This is a genomic window from Kitasatospora sp. NPDC097605, assembly GCF_040302725.1.
Lineage (GTDB): Bacteria > Actinomycetota > Actinomycetes > Streptomycetales > Streptomycetaceae > Kitasatospora.
In genome coordinates, this window is sequence record NZ_JBEOSF010000004.1 from 46,416 (window position 1) to 70,879 (window position 24,464).

Genomic DNA, 24,464 nt, shown 5'->3' on the forward strand with positions numbered 1-24,464 from the left:
TGGTCCTCCGGTAGTGGGGGTTGTGGATCAGTGGCCCGGGTTTGCGATGAGTGCGGCCAGGAATCCGGCGAAGGCCTCGGACGGGGTGGTGGCGCCGAACTCCTGGGCCCACGGTGGGCCGGCGGAGGGACGGACCTGGATGCGCCAGACGATCCCGCGCCGCCAGGCGGAAGGGTCCTCCGGCAGCCAGCCAACGTAGACCAGTCCGTCCGGGCTGGTGCAGTGCACGTCCCCCTCGTGGGTGTCCATGACAGGCCAGCCCAGACCGGCGAGCAGGGCCAGGACCGGCTCGGCGGAACCGCCGGAGGAGAGCCAGCTGCGCTGATCGATGGTTGGACGGACGGGGAGGGGAGGATGCTGGAGGAGGTGTTCACGGGGCCGGGTCCCGTCGTTGACCTGCGGTTTCGGCGACATGAGTACGTTGGCATGGCTCACGCTGAAGGTCGTAGTCCTTTCCGGGGCCGTCCGGTCTGCCGTGGGCGAACTGGGGGAATGCGCCGGAGGCGCGAGGTGCTGGAGAAGGGTTACGGCGCGGGGCCGTACCGAGGCCCGAAGGGGGAGAACGGCATTGGGGCCGAGCAGAGGCCGCCGAGACATGGCGGCGCTGGAGCGCAAGTTCCGCAGCGCGGGGCGGCCGTGGACGATGGGCGACGTCGTGATGATCGCCGACGGGCAGTGGGCCGTTCCCACGGCAGGCCGCGCCGCCGAGGCCCGGGACGACGCGGTGCAGGCCCGGCTGGAGGACGGGCAGAGGGTGGAGCTGACGCTGGAGGAGCTGGCCCGCGTGGTGGGCGCGGTCGACCCCGGCGACGACCACCGCCGGGCAGCGGACTGACCGGCGGCTACCGGCGGTTCATCGGTGCAGGCGTGCGCACGGCGGGTGGAGGGGCGGGTTGGCCGGCGGACAGGCCCAGTGGACGGGAGGGCGCGGTGCGGGTGGTGGCGGCCCGCACGCGCTCAGCGTCCCGGCCGCCGCCGGCCTTGAGCGCGTGCTCGCGGGCGTCGACGAGGTCGCGGATCGCGGTGAGAGCGGTGCTGCTCTCGGCGTAGGCCGTCCGCAGCGCGCTCGCGGTGTCGGTGATGCGGTCGAGTTCGTAGAAGGCCGGCACGTGACCGGGCCGGGTGAGCGCGTGCAGACGGTCCCGGTGCACGGCGACGGAGTTGGAGACCACGGTGAGGTGGCTCCTGGTGTGCATGGCGGCGCGGAGCAGGGGGTCCTCGACAGGCCGGCGGACCGCTGCTTTCTCCCGTTCGGCGATCGGACGGCCCCAGGCTTACTCGATCAGGGCGTCAGCGTGGTCGAGGGCGGTGGGGTCGGACACGGTGTTCTCCAACGGTGCCTGCTCAGTGGGAGCGCGTGCGGTAGCGGCCTGGGCGGCCTGCTGCTCGGCGTAGAGCTGGACGGCGTGGTCGAGGGTGCCAGCGCCCAGCTTCCGGCGGGCTCTGGCGGCGCGGTTGTGGACGGCTGCGGTGCGGGTTGCCTGCCGGTGGGCGACTTCGGCGATGGTGTAGCCCTCCGTGAGGTAGCGGAGGACGCTGGCCTCGGCGGGGTCGAGGGGTTGGCCGAGCAGGGGCCTGCTCACGGTGGGCTCCTTCGGGGAGTTGTGGCGGCGATCGTGCTGATGGGCACGGGCGGGAAGAGCTGTGCGGCCGGCGGGGGCTGGCGTGAGGAAGCGGAGGAGACCGAGCGGGCGGTGGCCGCGCGAATCCGCGCGACCTCCATCGGGGTCGGTGCGGTCGGCGTCGCGGTGGCCTCGGCGGGGAGGTGCTCCAGGTCGATGCGCCGCATGGACCGCTGGACCGGGGACGGGTCGGTGACGGCGGTCGTCAGGGCCTGCAGGAGGTGCTCGGGCAGGCGCGAGGACGCGGTCGCGTACCAGACCTGGCCGGGCGGTCCGGCCTCGAACAGCCAGCGCTCGGTGTCCCCGGCCATCTGGGCCTCGTGCCGCAAGGGGTTGTCCCGGACCTGGAGCCGGACGAGGCGGTCGGGGGACTGGTAGGTGAGGAAGGGGGTGGTGGGGTCCAAGCTCCACTCCTCGGCGAGGAGTTGGAGGCACGTGTCGACCCCGACGGTCTGACCGTCGCCGCCGAGGTAGGCGCTGGGGCCGCGGGTGTAGGCGTCGGCGAGTGCGGTGGTGAAGTCCGCGACGACCTCGGGCGGAGTCTGGTTGTCGAAGGTGACCAGCCACTCCGGCGGCGCGAAGGCGTCCGGGCTCGCGCTGATCTTCCACAGGGTCCGGCCGTCGCTCTCGGGAAGGTGTGCCAGGCGGGCGCGCAGGTCCGGCGCGGTGACGAAGGTGTTCCCCTCGTCGTCCCGACTGAGGGCCCACCCGGCGTCGAGCAGCGGCTGGACGGCTCCGGACCCGTCGGCGTCCGCGTTCGCGAGGTAGCGCGGCGCGATCCGGTACGCGCGGGGCTTGTCGGGCGTGTCGGGCATGGCAGGTCCTCGCGGCGGGTCAGCGGGCACGGCCGGCGGGCGTGGGCATCGTGAGCGCGGCGGGCCGGGTGGCGGTGGTGTAGGCGAGCACGGATGCGCCCGCCGCCCTCGGGGCCGGTGCGGAGCGGGCGGTCGCCGCCCGGATCCGCGCGACTTCCAGGGGGCTCGGCGCGGTCGGCACCGCGGTGGCCTGGGCCGGAAGGTGTCCCAGTTCGGAGTGCCGCAGGTAGCGCTGGACCAGTTCCGGGCTGGCGACGGCGATCGTGAGCGTCTCCAGGAGGTGGTCGGGGAGGTCCGAGGTGGCGGTGGCGTACCAGCGATGGCCGGGCGGGCCGACCTCGAACAGCCAGCGCTCGACGTCGCCGGCCACCTCTGCCTCGGGGCGCAGGTAGCCGAGCTGCCGGTGCAGCGCCACCAACCCGTCGGGCGAGCGGAAGACGGCCGTCGCCCGTTCGCGCGCCAGATGCCAGCCGTGTTCGTCGAGGAAGCGGTCCGTCACGTCGTAGCCGCCGGTGGCGCCGGCCAGGACGGAGTCTGGTCCGGTGGCGAGGGCGGTGGTGAACTCACCGACGATCTCGGGTGGGGCTGACAGGTCGAGGGTCACCTGCCACGAGGGCGGGGCGAAGGCGTTGGGGTGAGCGGTGATCATCCACAGGTCGCCGCGCTCGCCCTTGGGCAGGAATCCGGTGCGGACCGTGTGATCGGGCGAGGTGACGAAGACGTTGCCCAGCTCGTCGCGGCTCAGGGCCCAGCCGGCGTCGAGCAGGGGCTGCAGACCGGGGTCGCCGGTGTGGGTGGACCCGGCAAGGTAGCGGGGCGCGACCTGGTACTCGCGCGCCCTGGCGGTGGTGCTCGGCATCGGAGGCCTTCCGGGGTCAGCGGCGGCGCGCGGCGGCGGGCGCGGGCCGGGAAACGGACGCGGTGGATGCGGCGGTCGGGCCATTCGGCGCTTGGCGGACACGGGCGCGGATGGAGGGCCGCTGCCCGGGTGCCGGGTCGCTGAACGCGAGGGTGGCGTTCACCAGCGCGTAGAAGGGCACGCCGATGGTGAACTCCGCACGCCATGAGGGAGCCGTCGGGTCGCCGGCGAGCATGCTCCAGGTGGGAGGGGTCCGGCCGGCGGCCTCCGCGTCGTGCGACTGGTGGCCGAGGCGGTGCCGGTAGACGGCGGTCTGGTCCGGCGCGACCTGGTCGTGGAAGCCCTTGGGACCGGGCTCGGGCCGCCAACCGCGGTCGGCCAGGACGGAGGCCGGCGTGCCGGGGCGGTGGCGCGGGCCGCCGACCAGGTAGTCGCGGTGGCGGGTGCGCAGGCCGGCGGCGAGGACAGCGGTGAAAGCAGCGGTGATCTCGGCGGGAGTACCGAGGCCGAACCGGGCGCGCCACACGGGAGCGGCACCCGGGGCGGCGAAGCCAGTGACGGTCCAGGCACCTGGACCGTCACCGGGGCCCTCGCAGGTGAGGACAGCAGTCCGGCAGGGGCTGGTGAAGCGGGCACCGCCGCCGGGCGCTGGTGTGGGAAACCAGCCGGCGGCGGCCAGCGGGCGGATGATCAACGGACTGATGGAGGTGCGCAGGGCCCTCACCGTCCACGGGCGGGATGGGAGGCCGCGGTCGCGGCGGCGGGTACGCGCGGCTGCGGCTGCTGGGCGTGGCTGAAGAAGGCGGCGGGAACGGCACTTCGGCGAAGTGCCGCCGCGGTTCGCACGGCGTTCGCCCCGTCGGTGAGGGTGCGGGTAGCGGTCGGCACCGGGGCCGGGCGGGGCGCGGTGTGCCGGTCGTCCCACTTCTGGACGGCCCCGTAGACGGGGCCGAGGGCGCGCCCGGCGGGGGTGAGGGCGTAGGGGTCGCCGCGCCGGGGCCGGTGCGGGTGACCAGGCCGTCCTCCTGGAGGCGGTGGAGGCGAGCCGTCAGCGCGGTGCCGGGCAGGCCGGCGTCGTCCGCGAGATGGGTGAAGCGCATCCGGCCGTTCTCGGCCAGCAGCCCGACCAGCTTGGTGGTGCCCGTCAACTGCAGGCGCTGCAACGCGTCTTCGATGCGGTCGTAGCGGCCGGTCGGCGCGCCGGGGAGGTGGTCGGCGGACCACTGCACCAGCTCGCGGTAGACGGGCCCCAGCGTGCGCGCACGGCTGCTGAGCCGGAAGGGTGCCCAGCGGTCGAACTCGGCGTCCCGGCTCAGCAGGCCGGCCTCGGTCATACCGGCGAGGCGCTTACTGAGGTTGGTGGGAATGAGCTCGGGGAGGTGCTGGCTGATGTCGCGCCAGCGCAGCTCGGGACCGTACTTGGCGATCGTGTGGATGACGTGGGTGGTCCACTTCGGGGCCAGACGACGCAGGGCGACCTCGACCTGCTGGGCGTCGGTGCGGGGGAACTCGGTGAGGGGCTGCTCGGACATGGCGGCGGTTCCTGGTCAGCGGGAGCGGGAGGGGCGGCTGGCCGCGATCGGTGCGGCGGTATCCGGTCCGACGGCCGGTGGCGTGCTGGGGCCGGCGGTGCGGGACCGGGCTGCGAGGACGCGCCGGTCGTCGGCGCGGGCGGCGTCCAGGAGCGCCTGGCCGCTCTCCGTCAGCGACAGGAGATGACCAGGCCGGTAGGACGAGGTGCTGGCGTCGGCGGCGACGAGACCCTCGTCGATCAACTCCTCGACGGTGTCCACCCAGACCGCCGGACCCTCCTCCCGCAGACCCGACAGGTACGTGTAGCCGCCGGTGGGGCTCTCGCACAGCCGCAGGTCCCCGCGATCGATCGCGACCAGGGCGTTGAACTCCAGGAGGTGCCGGCCGTACCGGGAGGAGACGTTCAGCAGGTCCGGCGCACCGGGGGCTCGTGTGTGCCTCTCCGCCTGCCCACGAGTGAGCGCGGGCTCGGCGGACGGCAGCCCGGAGGCGTCCGTGCACAGCTCGTACGCGGTCAGGGCGCCGGTGAGCTGCTGATAGGCCGCTCCCCGCCGAGCGGTGAGCATCTCGACCTTCAGGCCGGCGGACTGCAGGATGCCGTTGATCCCGAGCATCGAGGCGTGGTCGCCCCGGGCGATCGGATCCAGCCGCTCGATCACCTGCTGCGCCTTGGCGACGAGTTCCGTGTGGAGGGTGTCGAAGTCGCGGGCGGCGGTGGCGACGGCGAAACCCAGCCGGGCGAGGGCACGGTCGTCGGGGTGGCGGCGGTGCAGTTCCCACGGATTGTCGACGCCGAGCCGTTCGTGGACGAGGTGGGCGCCGGGCTTCTTGAGCGGGTCGTGGGGGTTCATTCGGCTGCCTCCATGCGGGTCAGCAGGGAGCGGACCAGGGTGGGGAGGCTGCCGGGGCCGTCGCTGATACGGACGTCGCTGGTGGCCTCGTCGAGGATGTACTGGGCGTCCTCGATCAGGCCGCTGCTGATCTCCATGCAGGCGTCGGTGATGACGGCGGCGGCCCGCAGGGAGTCGGCGAGGACCTCGACGTAGGCACCGGGTGTCATTCCTGCGGCCTCGGCGGCGGAGCGGATCGCGGCCAACTCCCGGGCGCTGAAGGAGTAGTCGAAGCCCTCATCGTCCTCGCCCGGTACGAGCGCGGCCTCGGTGCCGGGCTCCAGCGCGGGGATTCCGGCGCGCGTGCAGATCGCATCGACGGCGGCGGTGAGTTCGGCGAGTGACTCGGTCAGCCAGCCGAGGGCGGAGGCGTAGGAGGCCAGGGCGAACAGGCCGGCGGGAGTGGTTGGCAGCGGCTCGTCGAGCAGGTCCTCCAGCCGGTCGTTCAGCTCGCCGACGACGCGGGGCCCGGCGGCGAGCGGGCCGAGCACCGGATGCAGGTAGGACCGGGAGGCCGGGACCGAGTACTCGGCGGTGAGGGTTCCGGCGACGGTATGGGCGGCCTCGGTGAGCCAACCGGCGAGGGAGGAGCGGTTGGGAGTGGTGTCGGAGGTCATCATCAGGCCTTTCGGGAAGCAGCGGGGGCGAAGCCGGGCGAGGAGGTGGTGTAAGCGGCAGCGGCGGTGCCACGGCTCTGCGGGGCGCGCGCGGAGCGGGCGCGGGCGGCCTGGACACGGGCCTCCTGGGCAGCCCGGATGCGGGCTTCCTGGGCCGGGTCCATGCCGGGGGTGATGCTGAGCCCGGTGCGGCCCAGGCGGTTCTGGGCGGAGCGGTAGACCGCGTAGTCGAGCCGGGCGCCGGCCGCGACGAGGTAGACCTCGCGGGCGTGCTTGGACGTGGGCGGGGCGTCGCGGAACTGCACGACCAGGCGGTGGGTGGCCCATTCGCCGCCCGCACCGAGGACGACTTTGTGGCAGCCCTCCAGCCGTCCGTCGAGGCGGCTGGCGACGCGCTCGCCGTGGACCAGGTCCTGCAGGTGCAGTAGGGCCTGGTCCCGGATGGCCTGGGGCAGTTGGCGCAGGTCGGCGATGGCGTCGGGGTGCGCGGCGAAGGCGAACTTGGCGCTCACAGAGACCTTCCGGGGGACTGCGCGGGGCTGACGGGCGTGGCGGCGGAGGTCGTCACGGGACTTGGCGCGAGCGGGAGCGCGGCGGTTCGGGACAGGGCGGCGCTGGTCCGCAGCGCCTCCGCTTCGAGGCGGTACTCGGGCGCCTCGGGCAGCGGGGTGAAGCGCTCCTCCAGCCACTCCCCGGCGGCGGCGAAGTCCGCGAACGCTCCCTCGCGTACCGTGTAGGTGTACTGGTCCGGATTGAGCGACTCGAGGAACAGCCGGACGGGCAGGTCCTTGTCCTGGCGGTCAACGGCGATGCTCCAGCCCTCGGTGTCGTCCCCGTCGATGACCTGGCGCTCGACGACCTCAAGTCGCTCGCCTGAGTTCCGGATGCGGTCCTCGACTCGGACGGTCAGCTCGTCGGCGGGCTTGGGGACGTCGGCGATCGGCGCGAGCGCGTCCGGGGGGCAGCCGCGGTTGACGAGCCAGTTCTGGGCGAACGCGAAGGTGGCGTGCTCGAAGCTGTGCATGCTGAACGTTGCCTGCCTGCTGTCGCGCACGACGTCGAACGAGACGATGTTGGGCATGTTGGGGACGTCCCAGGTGGCCACGGGGTTGAAGGCGACGATGAAACTGCGGTCGCCCGCGTCGTGCTGGGAGATCGTCTGGTAGTCGTGCATCCAGGTGCAGTCGTACACGGCTGCCGTCTGCTCGTCGGCGGGTTCCAGGCCGTCGAGCCGGAAGTCGGTGTCCTTCACGCGGCGGTCCCCAGCTGGTCGGGCGTGGTCAGGACGCGGTGGTTGGCCCGGGCCGGGCTGGTGGTGCACGCGGCGAACGGGCCGTCCGGGGCTCGCAGTTGGAGGAGTGTGTGGTCGAGGTGGTCGCGGTGCCACGTCGCGGGGCCGGTGAGGCCGGCTTCCGCGTCGGTCAGCTGCTGCCACGCGAGCCAGAGCCCGTGCAGGCGGGCGACGGCCTCCTGGTGCTCGTGCCAGCGCGAGCACCAGGGCCGGGTGGAGCTGATCTCCCGGCCGTAGGTCGGCAGGAGCACGTGGGTCACCCAGTTGGCGAGGGCCGCCAGCTCGGCGGTGTACTCCGCGCCGCCCATGGCCAGGATGAACACCGAAGCCGGGCTTTCGGGTTCAGCGTCGGTGCTCTCCGGCTCCTCATACCCGAGCGGGTCGGAGTCGGCACCGAGGCGGTCGAGGATGACGCCATGTTGGCGGACCTCGGCGATGGTGCGGGCCAGGGTGCTGGCGAGGTCGTCGAGGTCTTCGTCGGGGATACGGATCGGTTCGGGCTCGGGGAGGCCCGCGATCGGCTCGGACATGGCACATCCAGGTGGTTCCGGTGGACGGGGTGCGCGCGGTGGGTGGGGACGCTCTTCTTCGGCGGCGGGCCACGGGTGTGCTCCAGGGAGATCGGCTGGGAGGAGGATCCGCAGATCCGGCGGTTTGGTGAGGCCGTCAGTTCGCGCTAGACGCAGGCCGGGTGAGCGGCCCGGGCGATGAGGCGCGACCCGAGCGCGACGGCGTCGGCGAGGGCGTCGGCCAAGGGGTGGCCGGCGGCTGCGAGCTTGGCGGGGTGGTGGAGGCCGCCGGTGTGGAGGACCGCGTGCGCACCGTTGGCGTGGGCTGCGTCCGCGTCGTCGACGGCATCGCCGACCAGCAGCACCCGGCGGCCCTGACCGGTGAGACCGAGGGCGGAGAGGTGGGCGGCGAGCGGTGCGGCCTTGGTGCCGCCGGACGCACCGGTGCGGCCCTCCACGCGGACGAAGAAGTGCCCGATCCCGGCCTCGTCGACCTCGCGCAGCAGGGTGTCGTGCGGGCACAGTGACAGCAGCGACTGGGTGTGTCCGGCCTCGCGCAGCGCCGTCATCAGCTCGACGGCGCCGTCCCGGATGCGGACGGGCTGGGCGCGCAGGTGATCGAGGAACGCGCTGTCGCTGTCCAGCCACTCCTGCTCGGTGATCTCACGGCCGAGCAGCCGGGCGTAGAAGTTCGGGATCGGCACGGTGTGCTTGGCCCGGTAGGTCTCGCGGTCGACGAGGTCGCCGCCGAGCGCGGGCAGGGTCGCGTTCAGCGCGTTGACGTGGTCATCGAGGTCGTCCTTGATCGTCCCGTTCCAGTCCCACACAACGTGCATGGTGGGGAGGGGAGTTACGGCGAGGAGAGTGGCGTTCATGATGGTTCTTTCAGCTGGGGTGGGTCAGGCGGAGAGCAGGTCGTTGAAGCGGCGCAGCAGCCAGAGCGCGACGCAGGCCCCGGCGAGCGGGACGACGGCGACGAGCAGCGGACCGGCCGCACTGGCGAGGGAGGAGAGGCCGGTGCCGGCGGCCTGGCCGACGCCGATGCAGGCGATGAGCCAGGCGAACGCCTCCGTCGATTCGCCTTCGGGCGTGAGGCGGTCGACGGTGAGGAAGGCGGCGGTCAGCAGCGGGGCGAGGAAGCTTCCGGGCAGGACGGCGCCGAGCATGGCGACGACGGGCACCGGGTCGGGCAGCAGCACCACCCACCCGGCGGCGAAGCCGGTCGCGGCGGTCACCAGGTGCCGGGCCGGAGCGCCGGGCCACACGCGCCGGCCGTAGGCCAGGCCGCCGAGCATGCTGCCGACGGACAGCGCGGCCGGCATCACCCCGGCCAGCCACCCGGCGTGGTGACGTTCAGCGGCGGCGAGGGCGAGAACGTTCACCGCGCCGAGCGCGACGCCGGTCCCGGCGAGCGCGGCGAACAGGACCCGCAGACCCGGCACCCGCAGAGGGCCCAGCGAGTGCGTACGGCCGGCCGTGGCGTTCGGTGTCCAGGAGGAAGAGGGCTCGGCGGTGACGACCATCCCGGTGCCGAGCAGGCCGAGTGCCGCGGTCGCGGCCAGTGCGGCGGTGGCTCCGGCGCCGGCTGCGAAGCCGGTGGCCAGGAGCGGGCCGATCACGAACACCAGGCCCTGGGTGCTGCTGTCCAGGGAGAGCGCGGCGCGCCGGCGATCGGGGTCGGGCAGGACATGCGGCCACAAGGCTCGAAGGCCCGCCTCCAGAGGCGGAGTCGCGAGGCCGGCGACCAGGACGACCAGTGAGGCGAGTGCAGGGTGCCGGGTCGGGCCGGTGCACGGCAGCAGCAGGAACGCCGCGCTCGCCACCGGCGCCGAGGCGTAGAGGATCGCGGTTTGGCCGTAGCGGTCGACCAGGCGGCCGAGCAGCGGCTGGCCGATCGCCGAGGCCAGACCGTACAGGGCGCCGAGCAGCCCGGCCAGGGCGAGGGAGCCGTGCTCGGACCGCACCAGCAGCAGGATCGCGACCGGGGCCATGCCGGTGGGCAGGCGGCCGATCAGGGTGCCCACGAGCAGGCGGGTGACGTGCGGCGAGCCCAGGACAGCTCGGTAGCTGCTGCCCTGGGCCTGCTTGGCGAGGGTGGTGCTCAAGGGAGTCCTTCGGTCGTGCGGCGGTCGGCGGTGCACGGGCGCGAGCCCGGCGGGCCGGAGCGTGCGCAGGCACGGCAGCCCCCTTCGGTCCGTGCGGCTGCCGGGGAGAAGAGTCCGGAGAATCCGCGATTTGGTACGGCCGGAAAGAGCAGGTAGAAGCCGCCTACCGGACCCGGCGGCGGAGGCAGCGAGGCATAGGAGGAGGGGCCAGCAACTCCAGAGCCCCGGCCGCTTGTTGCGGGACGACGCCGTTGCCAAGGGCGGTGAGCCGGGCTGGGCGGCCGAGCCCGGGAGTGGCGGTCACCCAGCCGGGCTCCAGGCTCTCCACGGACTCGGCGCGCAGCCGTCCGCCCTCATGGGTGGCCGGCGGCGCGGCTTCGGCGCGTAGGCAGACCTGCGGCCGTGTCGGGCAAGGGGAGCGCGGTTGAGCGGCTGATCGCTGGCGTTGGGCTGCGGGCGAGCGCGGCGGTTACCTGGACGGCGCGGTCGGCTTCGGGCGGGGGCGCTTGTGGTGGACGAACAGCCTTGTTCCAGCGGGCTCGCACGTCGTCCAGCGGCCCGAAGGCGTGCAGGGCGTGGCCGATGAGACGGCCGGGCGCCACGGCCTCGCTCTCGGCGAGAGCCCTGATCGCGGTGGCGGCTGCGGCGGCGGTGCGGACGACGGAGGCGCGGATGACCTGGTCACCCAGCCACTCGGCCGAGCCCGCGCCTGGTCCCCCGAAGAGGCTCTCGACGTGTTCGCGTGAGAGCGAGCCGTCGGCCAGCAGGCCGCGCCGCTGGATCTCCCACAGGGCGGTCACCTCGTCGATCGGCTCTCCCCGGTGGTGAAGGGCGCCAAGGCAGCGGTAGATCTGGCCGTGGCCGGCGTCGGCGAAGTCGCCGGGCCGCAGCCAGTCGTAGACCTCCGCCATCGCCGCGGGCTGGTCGATGAGAACGGCCAGCAGGAACCGCTCGTCCTCGGTGTGCTCGGGCCCGACCTGCGGCGCGGACGGCGTCGCGATCCTCCGGCTCGTCGGTGGCAGGATGAGCCGGGGCTCGATGCCCCAGCGGCTTGCAAGGTCGCCGAGTACGCCCGCCAGGAAATCGGCGTGGTGGAGGACGTCGTCGACCTGGTGCTGCTCGGCGTCGGTCCGGGCGATGTGCTCCAGTCGGACGGCGTGCTCCGTCACCGTTCGGTGTATGGACCCTTCGAGCACCATCCGGCCGTATACCGGGGCGTTCTGCGGGCGCGGACACGCGGCGATCAGGGTGTGCGCGTACGAGGCGCTCAGCCCGCGCACGCGGTGACCGGCCTCGGACACGGTGTCGGTCACCCAGGACAGCGGCACGCTGCCGTCGGCCCCGCGGGTCGGCCGCTCCTGGGCGCTGAGCGTCCGCATCGCGGCGAAGAGGGCCTGGTGGGCCGGTCGGTAGAAGTCGGTGGGCTCCAGCCAGGACAGCGTGTGGAGTTGGGCCGGGTCGAGCAGGACCGCGCCGAGGACGGCCTGCTCGCCCTTGAACAGCGCGTCCATCACCGCCTGTCCTTGAGGCTGGCGGCCCGTTCGTCGCGGATGCGGGTGACCTGGCGGTCGGCGGCGGCCATCGCGGCGGCGAAGCGATCCAGCTCACCGGTGAACGTTGGGTCGGTCGCGAGGATCGACCCGGTGCCGGTGACGAGCCACCACTGGCCGCCCCGGCGGACGGCCGGGGAGCCCGCCAAGCGCTCGGAGGGCGGTGGGCGGAATGAAGGGATGCGCTCGGGCATTGCCAACTCCTCTAGGCTGGATAGGAATTCAGGCGGCAAGAGTGAGATCGGCTGTTATCGGAGTGCCGGAGCGGCAGGCCCACGGGGAGCAGCCGTCCGCCTCGCCGTTCTCCAGTTCGGCGTCGGCGATGGCGTCGAAGATGTCCCCCTGGCGGCCGGACCATTCGTGGGCGGTGACCCGGTCGACCGGCGCCTCGTCGAGCGGGCGGCGGCTGCGGTGCAGGTACGCCTGCCCGAGCAGCGGGGTGCCCTCCGCCGTTGCCCTGGCATTGCCCGCGCGGATCGCGTGGTCGAACGCCACGACGTCGGCCCACTCCTCGGGCGAATCGTCACGCAGGGCGCGCCACTGGGCATTGCCGTGGTACGGGCAGCCCAGGCAGCTGCTCTTGGGCGTCGAGCCGAAGCCGCGTGAGCGCAGCAGCCGCAGACAGTCCGACCGGGAGAAGCCCTCCTCGATCAAGGGGAATCGATTCTTCATGTAGGCGACGTCGGCGTCCTTCGCCCGGTGGAATTCGTCCACGCTGATGCCGATCCACTGCTCGACGAACACTTCGGCCGGGATCCGCTGCGGGTGCGGATGGCCGAGCAGCTCCCGGACCTTCTCCTTGATCGGCCGGATCTTGTACTGGCCCGTGCACTGCCTTCGCGACATGCCTTCGCCGCCGTCGGGGTTGAGGATGTGCAGCGGCATCGAGGCGAAGCGCTTGGTCGGGTCGAGCGCGTCATCGCGGATGTTGCCGGAGGAGACCCGCAGGATCGGGATGCCGGCCGGTCCGGCGATCTCCCGCTCGACCCGGTCGAGGTGGTCGTAGACGGCCTGGGGTTCCCACCCGGTGTCGGCGAAGATCGCGAGGTCGAGACCGGGCAGATGCCCATCGGCGGCCAGGAGCAGCAGCGAGGTGCTCTGGACCCCGGCGCCCAGGGAGAGGACCCGGAGGGCCGGCCGACCGACGGCGGAAGTCGGGTGGCCAGGGGTGATGGGAGGGACGGAAGCGGACATGTGGGACGGCCCTTCGGCGGATATGGATGGGGAGAAGCGGCGGGCCTGCCCGCGCATGGCGGTGGCACGGCCGGCGGCGAGGCTCACGATGCGAGTCCGAAGTCGTCGCGGTTGGCGGCCTTGGCGAGGGCACGCGCGGTGATGGCCTTGGTGGCGCGGGTGGAGGCCGGGGCGATCGTCTTCGCCGACGGCTCCTTGTACCAGGGCTTGAGGTCGAGCATCGCGACCCGCATGCCGGTGGCGAACAGCAGGATCTTGCCCTTGGGCAGGGCGCGGATCCGGTCCGGCGGCAGGATCCGCTCGGTTCGCATCGACACCGACGTGGACTTACCGCCGTCGCTCGTCGAGACCGAGGTGGTCTGGATGTCGTGTTCGCCGATCTGCCGGGATAGCTTGTCCGCGAAGTCGGCGTCGTCGATGCCGCTGCCGATCACCTTCACGGTGGCGGCGGACCACAGGGCATCCATGCCGGCCTCGCCCCAGCAGCGCTGGCCCTGCCGGTAGGACTGCAGGATGGTCATCGGGATGACGCCCCGGCTTCCCAGGTGGGAGTAGAGGTCCGGGAGGTCGCTGATGCGGCAGACGTTGGCGGCCTCGTCGAGTATGCACAGCGCGGGCGGGTCGAGGCGGCCGCCGGAGCGCTCGGCGACGATCACGGCTGCCCGCATCACGGCGTCGGCCGCCGCCGCGATGATCGCGCTGGCGGAGCCGCCGCCGTCCTTGCTGAGGAGGTACAGGGTGTCGCGGGAGGTGGCGAAGTCGAACGGCTTGAACTCGGGCAGGCCGTCCGCTGGGGTCACCCACGCGGCGATCTCCGGGTCCAGCAGGCAGCTCGCGTACTGCCGCGCGGTCTCGTAGATGCCGTCACGAGTCTCGGTCGCGCCGCTGACGGTGCCCTGGAGCTGGGCGGCGACGGCGTGGTGGCCGGCGTCGGACAGCAGGTCGACGGGGGTGCGGTCGGCGGGGGACGCGAGCCAGCCGAGGACGTCGGTGATCGGGCGCCGGTGGCTGGCGGCGGCGAGGAACAGCGCGCCCAGGGTGTTGCTCGCCGCGGTCGACCAGAAGTCCGAGCCGCTGGACTCGTCCACCGAGGCGGTCACGAAGTGTCCGGCGAGCCGCTTTGCACCGGCGAGGTCACGGGCGTCGGCGAGGATGTCCCACCACATCTCGCGCGGGTGGTGGGCGATCTGCTGCGGGTCGAGCGTCCACACCGTGCCCACCTGCGCCCGAGCGTCGACCGTGGTGGTGTAGGCGTCGTTCGCGGCCTTGTTGCTGGTGAGCAGGACGGGGCCGGGTGCGGCGAGGATCGCCGGGATCGCCAGGCCGGACGTCTTCCCGGAGCGCGGCGCCATGATGGCGACGAGGACGTCCTCCCAGGACGCGCGCACCTTGGCCCTACCGGGGGAGAGCGTGCCGACCAGGATGCCCCGGTCGTTCGGCGCGACCTCTTTTGCACTCCCGGTCGTTCAGGCTCGGGCGCAGGCTGCGGGCCTTCGCGGTGACTTCCTTGTCCAGCAGCGGGGCGAGGTCGGCCTTGCGGGCGAGTCCGGTCCGGGCGCCGCCGCGCCAGCGAATCCACAGCACCAGGCCGGTCGTGCTCAGAACCAGGGTGAGCAGACCGGGGACGACGCGGGCACCGACCAGCAGCGCGATGTCGCTCAGGTTCGGCCACAGTACGTCGGGGTGCAGGAGGGCATCGGTGGCACGGAACGGGGCCCACGGTCCGCTGCCGACGAAGGAGTTGGCGAGGTTGCCGGTCAGCCAGGCAAGGGAGCCGAAGGCGAGTGCGGCGCCGAGGATGCCAAAGAGGAGGTAGAGGAGCGCGTCGGACCCGGTGGCCGTTGACGGCGCGCTGGTGCGCGGGGAGGGCAAGGCGGTTCCTGAGGTGTCGAGCGGGCGGGGGTGAGGCGCGCTCGGCTCTTGCGCGGATCACGGTTCTGCTCCTGTGCGTTGAGAGAAGGCGGGTCAGCGGCTGCGGCCGGCGGGGCGTGCTGCGGACGATGGTGCGGCGGCGGGCAGTGCGGCAGCGTTCACGCCGCGGGCGGCGACGGCGGGCGAGGTGGCGCGGGCCGCGTTGGTGGCGGCAGCGGAGTAGGGCGTAGCGGCCCAGGCGCTGTCGAAGCGGGTCTCGTGGGACCGGGCGCGCTGTACCTCGTCGAGCGCTTCGCCCAGCTCGCCTTGGGCGGCGGCGACCAAGTCGGACGCGACGCCGAAGCGGTCGGACAGCGCGAACTGGTCGGGATCGAGGTCGGTGATCTGCTCGGACGCGGCCTCCAAGGCCTCGTGGACCCGGAGGAGCACACCGTCGTCCGGGTCGAGCAGCTGGTCGAGGACCTCGGAGAACTCCGCGAAGTCGGTGGCGCCGCGGATCTGATCGGTGAGCTGGAGGATCTGTTCGCCGGCGGTGGCGAGTCCGTGTCGGGCGGCGGTGGCGGCCGGTAGGGCGGTGTCGAGCCGGGGGTCGAGGTCGACGCTGTAGCGGGCGGCGCGCAGCATCTCGGTGGCGTGCGTGGCGATGGCCGCGCGGTCGGCCGCAGCGGTGGTGGACGGCAGCCGGTGGCGGCGTCCGTACCAGTCCGCCTTCTCCTGGAAGCCCGCGTGCTTGAGCAGAGCGGCCGACAGGTTGTCGCTGGAGCCCTTCGCGACGGCGCTGCCGCTCGGCTCGATATTGATGCTGATCACTGGGGTGGGCATGCGGTAGTCCTTGGCGGTGGTGACGGAGGGGACGGATCGGGTGAGGTGCCCGAATTCGGCGGCGATGCGGTTGCATTCGGCCTGCGCGTGGAAGGCGTCCCGGTAGGTGTTGTGGACGCCACCGTCCTTGCGTACGACGGTGGCGACGATGTGCACGGAACGGTCGAGGTTGCGGATCGCGGCCCACCGGCAGCCGTCCGGGTCGTCTTCGGGGGCGAGCCCGGTTGCGGCGACCAGCCGCCGTGAGACATCGGCCCACTGCGCGTCGGTTAGGTCCGGGTGACGGGGATCGGAGCGGACGGAGCACATCCACACCGGCCGCTCGGGTGCCCGGGCGCCGATCCGTGCGGCCGAGGCGTCGAGGACACCGCGGCCGAGGACCTCCTGCGGGTCGGGGAAGAGGGGGAGCTGCTTGTCGGCGCCCCGGTAGTCCGCGGTGATCAGCCGGGGCCGCAGCCGGTAGCGGGGATCGTCCTGCCCGTAGAGGGCGGGAATCAGCGCGCCGGTGGTGGTGGCACGCTGCAGATGGGCGATCACGGCGAGCCTCTCGGACGGGCGGCGGGGCCCGGCGGGCGGGCTGATAGGGAGAGGGTCCGCAGAGCTGGCGGTTTGGCCCGGCCGAGGATCGGTGGTATCCAAGGGGCGGCCAGGCCCGGAGAAGGGCGCAGGCGCCAGCGCGGTAGAAGTCGTGGCTGGGACTGAACTTCGCACTTCGACAGTTCTTCTTGGAGGGGGATGGCTTCATCCGCCGGGCAACGCGGGTAGGCGTCCTCCGCAGGGTGCTACAACACTCGTTGTGTCCGATAGACGGGCGCGGGTGCCGCGGTCACCAGACGCTCGATGGGCGTCATTTGGTTGCCACCCGAACCCTTGCGGCGGTCTCCCCTTCGGACTTGCCACACGCCAGCCCGGTACGGATGGCGGCGCCGATTGCTCGGGAATGTCCGGCGTGGCTGCGGAGGTTGGCGATCCGCTATTACTTCCGGAGATAGGGTTCCGACCCCGGGGGTCGGAACCATGTGGCAGCTTCTCGTGGCTGTGGAGCGTGGCGCCACGCTGCTGCCACTTCTGGTCAGGTTGATTGCCCGCGTTACGTGCCCCCTCAGAGGCTGATTATGGACCAGCCGTCGCGTGCCAGGGCTCCAAGGTGGGGGTTCGCGCGGTCCTCGTGGACGGCGAGTGCGAGCAGGTGTCTGGCGCGGGTGGCCGCGACGAAGGTGGTCATCGCGGCGTGCCGGCCGGTGGCCTTGAGTGCGCTGGCGGGATTCTCCCCGGTGATCACGGGGAGAAGGCTGCCCAGATCGTGGCCTCTCCCGTTCTTGGTGGCGCACTCGAGGACAAGAGTCGCGCAGTGCGTCTCGCCCTTCGCACTTGCGACGGTGGCCGTGAGCATCGGCGGCGGAGACCCGTCCGGGGCAGCCGGAGCCGGCGTGTAGGCCAGCCAGCGGGCTCGGGTGTCGTCGTTCATCCAGACACCGGCGCCGACAGCCTCCTGGATGAGTTCCCCGAGGCGGTCGAGGAAGGCACGCCAGGTTGCGGGGTCGTCGCAGTCGCGGTGCAGCGCTTTGACCAGGAGCACGCGCAGGCGGTGGCCGGTTGTGCCGGGGGTGCGGTCGAGCTGAGGGAACGGCGGCAGGCTGTCGGGCAGCGTCGGGGCGGTGGTCGGCGGCTGCAGCTCCCAGAGCAATGCGCGGACGGCTCCCCACAGGACCGTGATCGCGGGGCCGGTGTGGCCGGTGTTCAGCAGGACCGTCCTGGCGCTGCGGTAGGCGTGCAGCAGCCGGCTCACCTCCACTGTCGCTCCGGTGTCCGGCCGTGGCAGGTAGCAGCCGAGCGCGCGGGGAAAGAGCTGTGAGGTTCCCGGGCTCGCGCGGGCGCCGAGGACCTTCGGCGGGTACGAGGCGGCGGCTTCGTCCGGCACTGTCTGCCGGACGAGCTCACCGAAGGCGGGCACAACGCGGGCGATGCTGTCCTCGGTGAAGGTGATGACGGCCAGAGCGCTCTCCGGGCCGTGGCCGCGGATCTCCTGCGGTCGGTGGACCGCCAACCTGCTCGCCACTCTCGCCGGACCCGCGCCGAAACGCAGGCTCACCGGGAGCTCCATCGCCTCCTCGCAGGGAAACCCTCCTGCCGCCGGCCCGTCGCCGTCCGCGCCGAGGATGCGCTGGTTGACGTCTCCCACGCACTGCACGACGGCGCCCTCCCCGAACACCGCCTCCAGTAGGCGGAGCTGCTCCTCGCCGGTGTCCTGCATCTCGTCGATCAGGACGAAGGGGAACCGGGAGCGCAGGCCGGCGGCCAGGCGGGGGTGCTGGTGCAGGTGGCGCGCGGCGATCGCGTACATGTCGGCGTAGCGGAAGACACCGCGCAGGGAGAGGTCCTTCTTCAGCTTCATCAGCTGCTTGTAGCTGGCTGTGCCGCGGTTGAGGTTGTCGACCTGGATCTGCAGTTCCGGCTCGGCAGGGTCAAAGAGGTAGGTGGCCTCGGTGACAATTCTGAGCCCGTCGGCCTCCCGTTGCCGTGTGAACGTCCTGAGCGTTCTGAACCGACCCAGGTCCAGAAGCCTGCGGGCCTGGGCGGCGAAGGCGCGGTCGTCGACGCTGCGGGTGGAGATCTTCAGCGAACGCAGGGCCGGGAGCGCGAGGAAGGTGTGGACGAACGACTGGATCGTCCCGACGAAGTGCGGGTAGTGCTCCAGCCGCCGTGCCCGCCCGGTCAGCCGGCTCGTGATCTCCTGGGTGGCGGTGTTGGTATGGGACAGGACGCAGATGCCCTGGCGGTCGGACGACCAGCCGTCCGCCACCAGCGCGAGTTTCAGCGCGACCAGGGTGGTCTTGCCCGAGCCTGGGGCTGCCTGCAGGTGCAGCGGGCCGCGGGCCTCCAAGAATGCGAACTGTTCGGGAAGCGCCAGGACGAGGCCCATGCTCCGGGCCGTGGCCTCGATGCTGGCGCGATCCAGGGCCGTGAGGGACAGAGGCAGCGTCACGGCTGGGTGCTCCCGCACAGGTAGCCGACCGCCTCTACCAGGTAGGCCGGCAGGTCATTGGACGTGATGCCTGAGGTCTCCAGCAGGCGGGCAGCATGCTGGGCCGCGATCGGCTTGCTGGTGCCCCCCACACGCAGCGGACGGTAGATTCTGAGCGCGCACTGCTCCAGGGTGAGCTCGTCTTCCCGCCACTTTCTCACCTCCGTCGCAGCGGTCTCCTCGATCCCTACGAGGTCCTCCGCAGTCGGCCACGTAGTGCCCTTAGCCGCACTGATCGCCTGGTGCATCAGCGTCGCCATCGGCCACGATGCACGGGCCAGGTCATATTCGAGGGTCCACCAGTTCGACACGAAAGTCCGGACAACCCCGCCGTCATGCTCCTGCTTCTCGACGATCAGTTCGCTCCGCTGGGCCTCGGTGAGATCGCTCCACCGCTTGAGTCCCTTGGCCATCTTGTCGTCCGCTCTGTCGGGGGCCAGATCCATGTCCGTGACGCAGGCCACGCGGACCGGGGGGAGGACGGAGTCCTTGCGTTGGAAGATCCGGGAATATCTGAACAGACGGGTGCTGCCGACGTTCACGATGCTCACGCCGTTCTCGGCGAACGAGTGGCCAGCAGCGCGGGCGAGAGCTGGCAGGAGCAGTACCTCCGCGTCTCCCTCGACCATGGCGACGGCCCGGGCGAAGAAGAGGTTTGCTTTGGTGGCGTCCAGGAACCGGCTGAGGAACGCGTAGTCCGAGGGGTCCAGTTCGGTGCATTCTGGCCGGAGAGGGAAGGTCTGTCCCTGGGCCACGAGAGTCAGGCGTTCCACCGGCACGCTGGAGGCGATGTGCGGGCTGTGAGTGGTGGCGACGATCTGGACCGGGGACTCGCCCCGGCTGCGTTCCTGGAGCAGGTCGACGACGCGGGTCTGCAACTGCGGGTGCATGTGGGCCTCGGGCTCCTCGATGAGGAGGATCGGGGAGGTACTCTCCCGGCCCAGCAGGAGGAGTTCGGCGGCCATGAACAGGGCGTTGTTGTAGCCGAGACCGTGACGGGTGGACTCGGTGAGGCCGGGATCGGGTGCGAAGGCCAGCTCGAGGCGTTCGAGGACGCTCTGGAGCGATGCGGTCGTGGCGATGCTGATCGCGCCGGAGAGGGTGTCCTGGCCGATGGTGAATCGGCTCATGTATCCGCTGTTGAGTTCGTTGCGGGCTTTCTGCACCAACGCGTTGGCGTTGATGTGGTGGTCGGCGCGCTGAAGGATGCCCACCAGGGTGCCGGCACTGTCCTCGGCGGGCTTGAAGTCGTCCGCGCGCTGCTCCTTCATCCCGGGGTACTGAGTGAGGATCTGCGACAGCCGGGAGTTGCGGCCGGCCCTCATCTCTCCTTCGGCGTCGCGCAGCGGCCGCAGGTAGGTCGCGCGCAGTCGCTCGCGGACTTCGCCGTCGAGCGGCGTGTCGCCTGCGCGGACCCTGACCGACAGGCGGTGGGGCGCATCCGCGTCGAACGGCTCGGCCCGCAGGGTCACGGTCAGCCGGGGGGCCTCACCCGGCAGTGAGGTCAAGAACTCCCCGAAGGAGCCGAGCTCGCTTTCGTCGAGGCCTTCGAACGTGCAGCTGATCTGCAGGTAGTCGGCCCTGCCCCCAGGACCATAGTGGAGGTCGTCCGCTGTGACGCGGGTGAAGTCGGCGTTCGACGTCAGGCACAGCCGGATCGCGTCGACCACGGCGCTCTTGCCGCTGTCGTTCTCCCCGACCAGGACACTGAGGCCCGGCCGAAGAGTGAGGTCCAGAGCCGACCCGGGATCCGAGCCGGTGGCGGGCCCGCCGAAGATACGGAAGTTTTCGGCCTGCACGCGTGCCAGATACATGGACCCCTCTAGTGCTTTCAGGCCGCTCCCGACAGCCGCCACTTCTCGTACCGGCACGCTAGGACGACTGAACTCCGCGGCGCAACGAAGTAATCATGATGAGACGTGGGCAACCAAGCCCGCCCTGGCCCTGTGAGCGCGCCGAGCGGCTGTCTCACTCCGCTCCATCCGGGGCACGGGCGCCCTGCGGGACGACCCTCGGCTGGGACGTACCTCAGCTGGGAGCAGCGGGAGGCCCTCCACGACCGCCTCGACCGAACGTGCGGCAGACGTACGAGAAGCAGCGAGAACTTCCCGCTACGGGGACTGGCGGAGGGGAACTGGTCTGGTGCGCTGCCTGCTGGGGCAGGGCACCAGGCGGTCATACGAAGGGGTTCTCGGTCGGCCGGTCCGCGTCCGCAGCAGCTTCCAGCAGCTCCTCCAGGTCGCCGGGTTCGGAGGAGCGCTGGTCGATCCACCAGCCTGCGCGGGTGACGGTGCGGGCCCGCACCTCGACCTGCTCCCACTCGGCCTCCGGCATCCCGCCCTCCAGGACGAGGGTGGTGTAGGCGGCGGCCAGGACCTGGTGGCGGCAGCGCACGCCCCAGGCAATGCCCCGCTCGGTGCCCTCAAGCGGCGGCATCCGGTACTGCGCGGACCAGGCCTCCGACTCGACCTGCTCGGCGGTGCGCTTCGCGGCCAGCCAGGCGGCCTTGTCCGCCTCACCGCCGTCCCTCGCGGCGCGCCAGCAGTCGATGCAGTCCTGCCGGGAGAGCCAGTCGGCGAAACCGGCCCGGCGGTCGGCCGGGCGGTCGCCGAGGTCCCTCTCGTCTTCGTGGCCGCACGTGTGGGCGATCGTCCAAACCTTCTTCACGGCCATTGTCTGCTCCTTGCTCATGGGGGCGGTGTCTATCGGGCGCGCACAAACGCGATGCGCGGGTCTACCGGGGCAGGGGGTGGCGCGGCGGGGCCGGCGGACTTCGCGGTGGAGGCCGGCCGGACGCCGGGGCTGTCGGCGAGGGCGGCCCCGTCGACGCGGAACTTGTGGGTGGTGAACGCGCTGCTGACCGGGTCACGTCGAGCAGCGATGTCCCGAGCGAGCCGGGGCTCCATTGCGACCTGGAAGCTCCCGCGCCGCAGCCCCGTGACGGTGCGGGCCACGGCGTCGAGCGACTCCGCTCGGGTGGCGGCCGGCGGGGAGAGGTAGACGTCCAGGTCCCGGTGGTGGCGCCAGCCGTCGGTGTCCAGGAAGATGCCCGGGCTGAAGGGGTAGTGGTTTCCGACGGCAGCGACGATGCCCAGGGTCGGGTGCTCGGCGAAAGCGACGTCCGGACCGGTGTCCGGCGCCTGGGCGTGCTCTGGTTCGACGGCGGTTGGCCGCGTCTGCGTCCGTTCTCGCCTGTCGGTGTTCTCGGGAGCCAGGGACATGTCGGTGTCGACGCGGTAGCCGGCGCCGTTGAGCAGCTTGACGGCCCAGGCGGCCCGCTCGGAGGCCTGGCGGTGTTGGTCGGTCAGCGCGTACAGGCTCGGATGGTCGGGGACGCGCTGGAACTCCAGCCGTTCCAGCATCCACTGGGCGGCGGCTGACTGGGTTGGCAGGGCGGCGACGATGCCGTGGTCGGGATGGTGTCCGACGGCGACGTCGGGCAGGTTGCGGGGGGCTTCGGCTGGCATGATGGGACTCCGCTTCGGGCGGTGGACGATGGGCTTCGGCGAAGCGGGGTCTGCTTGGGCGGAGCAGGGAGGGCTCCTTCCGGAGGTCAGCGGCCCGGTCCCGTTGAGCGGATCGAGATGACGGAGGCAGGCTGGACGGCTTCCGCGGGTTGGCCGGTGAGGGCGGGGGTTGACCGACCGGGAGGTCGCCTGCGCGGCGAGCCGGACGTCGGTTGCGACCGGGCAGGGGCCGGCGTTGGCCGCCCTCGTAAGCCCAGGAACGCAGTCTGCCCGTGGAGTGGCAGATCGCGTCCTCCATCAGGCGGCCATACGGAAGTCGGTGTCGTAGAGCGGCCGTTCGGCGGGGTGGAGGAGGTGCTGGACGATGAAGGACAGGCCCGCGACCTTCCACAGGCCCCGGCCGCGGGGAAGCGCCGCGATGGCCTGGGCTTCGACGCCCGTGAGGCCGAGCAGGACCATGGACGCCGAGACCTGGTCCGGCTCCTGCCGATAGATGATCCGGGTGCTGCAGTCGGCGAGGAGGCCCTCGGCGAGGACGCGCCCGCGCGATCCGGCGTCACCGGCCGACAGTAGGTCGGAAAGCCGGTGCAGGATCAGCAGGTTGGCGATGCCGAGGCCTCGGCTGAGCTTCCACTGCTGCTGCATGCGCTCCAGGAGGCCGACGTGCCGCATGATCCGCCACGCCTCGTCGTAGATCACCCAGCGCCGGCCGCCGCCGGGGTCGGCGAGCGCGGACTCCATCCACGCGCTCGCGCAGGTCATGGCCAGCACCAGGGCCGTGTCGTCGCCGCTGCTGCCGAGCCGCGAGAGGTCGATCGACAGCATCGGCGCGTTCGGGTCGAACATCACCGTGGAGGGCGCGTCGAACATGCCGCTGAGGTCGCCGTGGACGAGCCGGCGAAGGGCGTGCGCCAGGTCGTCGACGGCGCGGCCGAGGCCGCCGGCGTCCGTGCCGAGCGCCGTGTCCAGGCGCTCGGGATGGCCGAGGACTTGGGCAACGTCGCTCAGTAGCGGCACCGTCCGCGACGCTTCGGCTTCGGCCACGACCAGGTCGAGTGCGACGTCGAGGCCAGTGTGCTCCATGGGTAGCAGGTCGCGCTTGAGGACGGTGGCCGCGAGGCTCGCCAGCAGCAGGAGGCGCCGCTTGCGGACCTCGCCGGTCCAGTCGTCCTCTGCGACGCCGTCCGGACGCGCGGGTGCGTCCAGCGGGTTGAGTTTCCCGGGCAGGCCGGGGCCGAGCGCGATGGTCTGGCCGCCGAGTGCCTCGGCCAGGCCGCTCCACTCGCCCTTCGGGTCGGACGGGATGTAGATCTTGTAGCCGTGGGCGACGGCCCGGGTGGCGATGGATTTGGCGAGGGCGGACTTGCCCATGCCGATCACGCCGCACAGGACCGCGTTGGGGTTCGTGAAGCCCTCTATGCGGCCGGAGTTGTAGAGGGTGAACGGGTCGTAGCAGAAGGAGCCTTCGGCGTGGAGGTCGCGGCCGATGAAGATCCCCTCGGCGCCGAGTCCGGCCTCCGCCAGGAAGGGGTAGGCGCCGCCGGCGACGGCGGTGGTCATGCGGTGCTTGGGCAGGCGGAGCCTGCCGCCGCGGGCGGAGGCACGGCCCGGCCGGCCGGAGGCGGGGTAGGTGGCCTGGAGTTCGGGGTCGACGCCTTCGATGACGCGGCGTTTGGCCGGGGCTTGGGCGCGGCGGGCCTTGGAGCGGGCTTTGGCGAACTCGGCTCGGGCGGCGCGCTGTTGGGTGCGGGTGGTCTTTTGGGGGACGAACAGGGGGCTGGCGGTGGCGCGGTTCCTGGGCATGATCACGGATTCCGGGGTCAGCGGCGGACGAGGCCGGTGAAGGGGGAGTGGAGGTCGGCGGGAGTGGCACGGCGGCGGACCAGCCGGGCGGCCTCCTGGTGGCGGCGGCAGATGGTCAGCTCTGGCGCGCCCTCGGGCCGGCGGGCGCGGCACGCTTCGGCGTCGGGGACCTCGCCGCTGCCCGGCCGGGGCGAGGAGTGGTAGGCGGCGTGCAGGTGCTCGGCGGCCTGCCACAAGCGGGTGCGGGTGGCCTTCAGGTGGTCGCCCTCGCCCGGCAGCAGCGGGGAAGTGCGCTGGGCGTGGGCGTCGAGCAGGCCGTGCAGGGCGACGAGGTGGGCGTGCAGGGAGTCCAGCTCGGCCCGGGAAGCGACGAGCGGACCGGTGGGGACGTTCAGCGCGCGGTGGAAGTCGATCGCGGCGGTCGCGTAGGGGACGAAGTCCTGCGCGGTCGGGGTGGTGGCCGGCATCGGGGTGCTCTTTCAGCAGGGAG

At 72.2% G+C, this 24,464-nt stretch carries 25 protein-coding genes and 1 pseudogene; 1 reads left to right on the plus strand and 25 read right to left on the minus strand.

The genetic code is table 11. The features are described 5' to 3' along the window. Window positions 1-27 precede the first annotated feature (27 nt). Entirely contained in the window at window positions 28-435 is a 408-nt protein-coding gene (locus tag ABTX81_RS05750; protein WP_350541726.1) for an SPDY domain-containing protein, read from the minus strand. Between the two features lie 160 nt (window positions 436-595). Between ABTX81_RS05750 and ABTX81_RS05755 the strand changes: the two genes are divergently transcribed. Then, complete coding sequence (locus ABTX81_RS05755; protein ID WP_350541727.1) at window positions 596-835, plus strand: hypothetical protein; 240 nt, start codon at window positions 596-598, stop codon at window positions 833-835. A gap of 7 nt (window positions 836-842) precedes the next feature. Here ABTX81_RS05755 and ABTX81_RS05760 read toward each other — a convergent pair whose 3' ends face one another. The 24 genes and pseudogenes from ABTX81_RS05760 to ABTX81_RS05875 form a co-directional block, all read right to left on the minus strand. Next, window positions 843-1,196: a hypothetical protein gene (locus tag ABTX81_RS05760; protein ID WP_350541728.1), complete on the minus strand. Its 354-nt coding sequence runs from the start codon at window positions 1,194-1,196 to the stop codon at window positions 843-845. Between the two features lie 78 nt (window positions 1,197-1,274). After that, a complete protein-coding gene (locus ABTX81_RS05765; RefSeq protein ID WP_350541730.1) occupies window positions 1,275-1,583 on the minus strand; it encodes a LuxR C-terminal-related transcriptional regulator in 309 nt (102 codons plus the stop codon). After that, window positions 1,580-2,437, minus strand: coding sequence for an SPDY domain-containing protein (locus ABTX81_RS05770; RefSeq protein WP_350541732.1), 858 nt, complete (start codon window positions 2,435-2,437; stop codon window positions 1,580-1,582). The genes ABTX81_RS05765 and ABTX81_RS05770 overlap by 4 nt, the downstream gene beginning before the upstream one ends. A gap of 19 nt (window positions 2,438-2,456) precedes the next feature. Continuing rightward, entirely contained in the window at window positions 2,457-3,296 is an 840-nt protein-coding gene (locus tag ABTX81_RS05775) for an SPDY domain-containing protein (RefSeq protein ID WP_350541734.1), read from the minus strand. A gap of 16 nt (window positions 3,297-3,312) precedes the next feature. Further along, window positions 3,313-3,990: an SPDY domain-containing protein gene (locus ABTX81_RS05780; RefSeq protein WP_350541736.1), complete on the minus strand. Its 678-nt coding sequence runs from the start codon at window positions 3,988-3,990 to the stop codon at window positions 3,313-3,315. After that, window positions 3,875-4,828 carry a winged helix-turn-helix transcriptional regulator gene (locus ABTX81_RS05785; protein WP_350541737.1) on the minus strand — a complete coding sequence of 318 codons (954 nt, stop codon included), beginning with the start codon at window positions 4,826-4,828 and terminating at the stop codon, window positions 3,875-3,877. Before ABTX81_RS05785 ends, ABTX81_RS05780 begins: the two co-directional genes overlap by 116 nt. A 15-nt stretch (window positions 4,829-4,843) precedes the next feature. Next, a complete protein-coding gene (locus ABTX81_RS05790) occupies window positions 4,844-5,680 on the minus strand; it encodes a hypothetical protein (RefSeq protein ID WP_350541738.1) in 837 nt (278 codons plus the stop codon). Continuing rightward, complete coding sequence (locus ABTX81_RS05795; RefSeq protein WP_350542235.1) at window positions 5,677-6,336, minus strand: hypothetical protein; 660 nt, start codon at window positions 6,334-6,336, stop codon at window positions 5,677-5,679. The genes ABTX81_RS05790 and ABTX81_RS05795 overlap by 4 nt, the downstream gene beginning before the upstream one ends. Window positions 6,337-6,338: 2 nt before the next feature. Then, window positions 6,339-6,848 (minus strand): hypothetical protein, encoded by a 510-nt coding sequence (locus ABTX81_RS05800; RefSeq protein ID WP_350541740.1) that lies wholly within the window; start codon window positions 6,846-6,848, stop codon window positions 6,339-6,341. After that, window positions 6,845-7,588, minus strand: a complete 744-nt coding sequence (locus ABTX81_RS05805) for a glycosyl hydrolase (RefSeq protein WP_350541742.1) — start codon at window positions 7,586-7,588, stop codon at window positions 6,845-6,847. The genes ABTX81_RS05800 and ABTX81_RS05805 overlap by 4 nt, the downstream gene beginning before the upstream one ends. Further along, a complete protein-coding gene (locus tag ABTX81_RS05810; RefSeq protein WP_350541743.1) occupies window positions 7,585-8,157 on the minus strand; it encodes a DUF4913 domain-containing protein in 573 nt (190 codons plus the stop codon). The genes ABTX81_RS05805 and ABTX81_RS05810 overlap by 4 nt, the downstream gene beginning before the upstream one ends. 146 nt (window positions 8,158-8,303) lie before the next feature. Continuing rightward, a complete protein-coding gene (locus ABTX81_RS05815; protein WP_350541745.1) occupies window positions 8,304-9,011 on the minus strand; it encodes an HAD family hydrolase in 708 nt (235 codons plus the stop codon). A gap of 24 nt (window positions 9,012-9,035) precedes the next feature. Next, entirely contained in the window at window positions 9,036-10,241 is a 1,206-nt protein-coding gene (locus tag ABTX81_RS05820) for an MFS transporter (protein ID WP_350541746.1), read from the minus strand. A gap of 353 nt (window positions 10,242-10,594) precedes the next feature. Further along, the gene (locus ABTX81_RS05825; RefSeq protein ID WP_350541747.1) at window positions 10,595-11,752 is read right to left on the minus strand and encodes a DnaB-like helicase N-terminal domain-containing protein; all 1,158 of its coding nucleotides are present in this window, start codon (window positions 11,750-11,752) and stop codon (window positions 10,595-10,597) included. Continuing rightward, window positions 11,752-11,985 (minus strand): hypothetical protein, encoded by a 234-nt coding sequence (locus tag ABTX81_RS05830; RefSeq protein WP_350541749.1) that lies wholly within the window; start codon window positions 11,983-11,985, stop codon window positions 11,752-11,754. The genes ABTX81_RS05825 and ABTX81_RS05830 overlap by 1 nt, the downstream gene beginning before the upstream one ends. Before the next feature lie 28 nt (window positions 11,986-12,013). Next, a complete protein-coding gene (locus ABTX81_RS05835; RefSeq protein WP_350542237.1) occupies window positions 12,014-12,880 on the minus strand; it encodes an adenine nucleotide alpha hydrolase family protein in 867 nt (288 codons plus the stop codon). Window positions 12,881-13,068: 188 nt separating this feature from the next. Then, a pseudogene (locus tag ABTX81_RS05840) lies at window positions 13,069-14,857 on the minus strand (type IV secretory system conjugative DNA transfer family protein). A 93-nt stretch (window positions 14,858-14,950) separates the two neighbouring features. Beyond that, window positions 14,951-16,216 (minus strand): hypothetical protein, encoded by a 1,266-nt coding sequence (locus tag ABTX81_RS05845; RefSeq protein ID WP_350541751.1) that lies wholly within the window; start codon window positions 16,214-16,216, stop codon window positions 14,951-14,953. A gap of 565 nt (window positions 16,217-16,781) precedes the next feature. Beyond that, on the minus strand, window positions 16,782-18,665 hold the full coding sequence (locus tag ABTX81_RS05850; RefSeq protein WP_350541752.1) for a UvrD-helicase domain-containing protein: 1,884 nt from the start codon (window positions 18,663-18,665) through the stop codon (window positions 16,782-16,784). Further along, entirely contained in the window at window positions 18,662-20,518 is a 1,857-nt protein-coding gene (locus ABTX81_RS05855) for an ATP-dependent nuclease (protein WP_350541753.1), read from the minus strand. Before ABTX81_RS05855 ends, ABTX81_RS05850 begins: the two co-directional genes overlap by 4 nt. A 361-nt stretch (window positions 20,519-20,879) precedes the next feature. Beyond that, entirely contained in the window at window positions 20,880-21,377 is a 498-nt protein-coding gene (locus ABTX81_RS05860; protein ID WP_350542239.1) for a hypothetical protein, read from the minus strand. A gap of 29 nt (window positions 21,378-21,406) precedes the next feature. Then, window positions 21,407-22,171, minus strand: coding sequence for a hypothetical protein (locus ABTX81_RS05865; protein WP_350541755.1), 765 nt, complete (start codon window positions 22,169-22,171; stop codon window positions 21,407-21,409). Between the two features lie 297 nt (window positions 22,172-22,468). Then, window positions 22,469-23,974, minus strand: coding sequence for a putative type IV secretion/conjugal transfer ATPase (locus ABTX81_RS05870; RefSeq protein ID WP_350541757.1), 1,506 nt, complete (start codon window positions 23,972-23,974; stop codon window positions 22,469-22,471). A 17-nt stretch (window positions 23,975-23,991) separates the two neighbouring features. Continuing rightward, window positions 23,992-24,441 carry a DUF6238 family protein gene (locus tag ABTX81_RS05875; protein WP_350541759.1) on the minus strand — a complete coding sequence of 150 codons (450 nt, stop codon included), beginning with the start codon at window positions 24,439-24,441 and terminating at the stop codon, window positions 23,992-23,994. Between the last annotated feature and the right edge of the window lie 23 nt (window positions 24,442-24,464).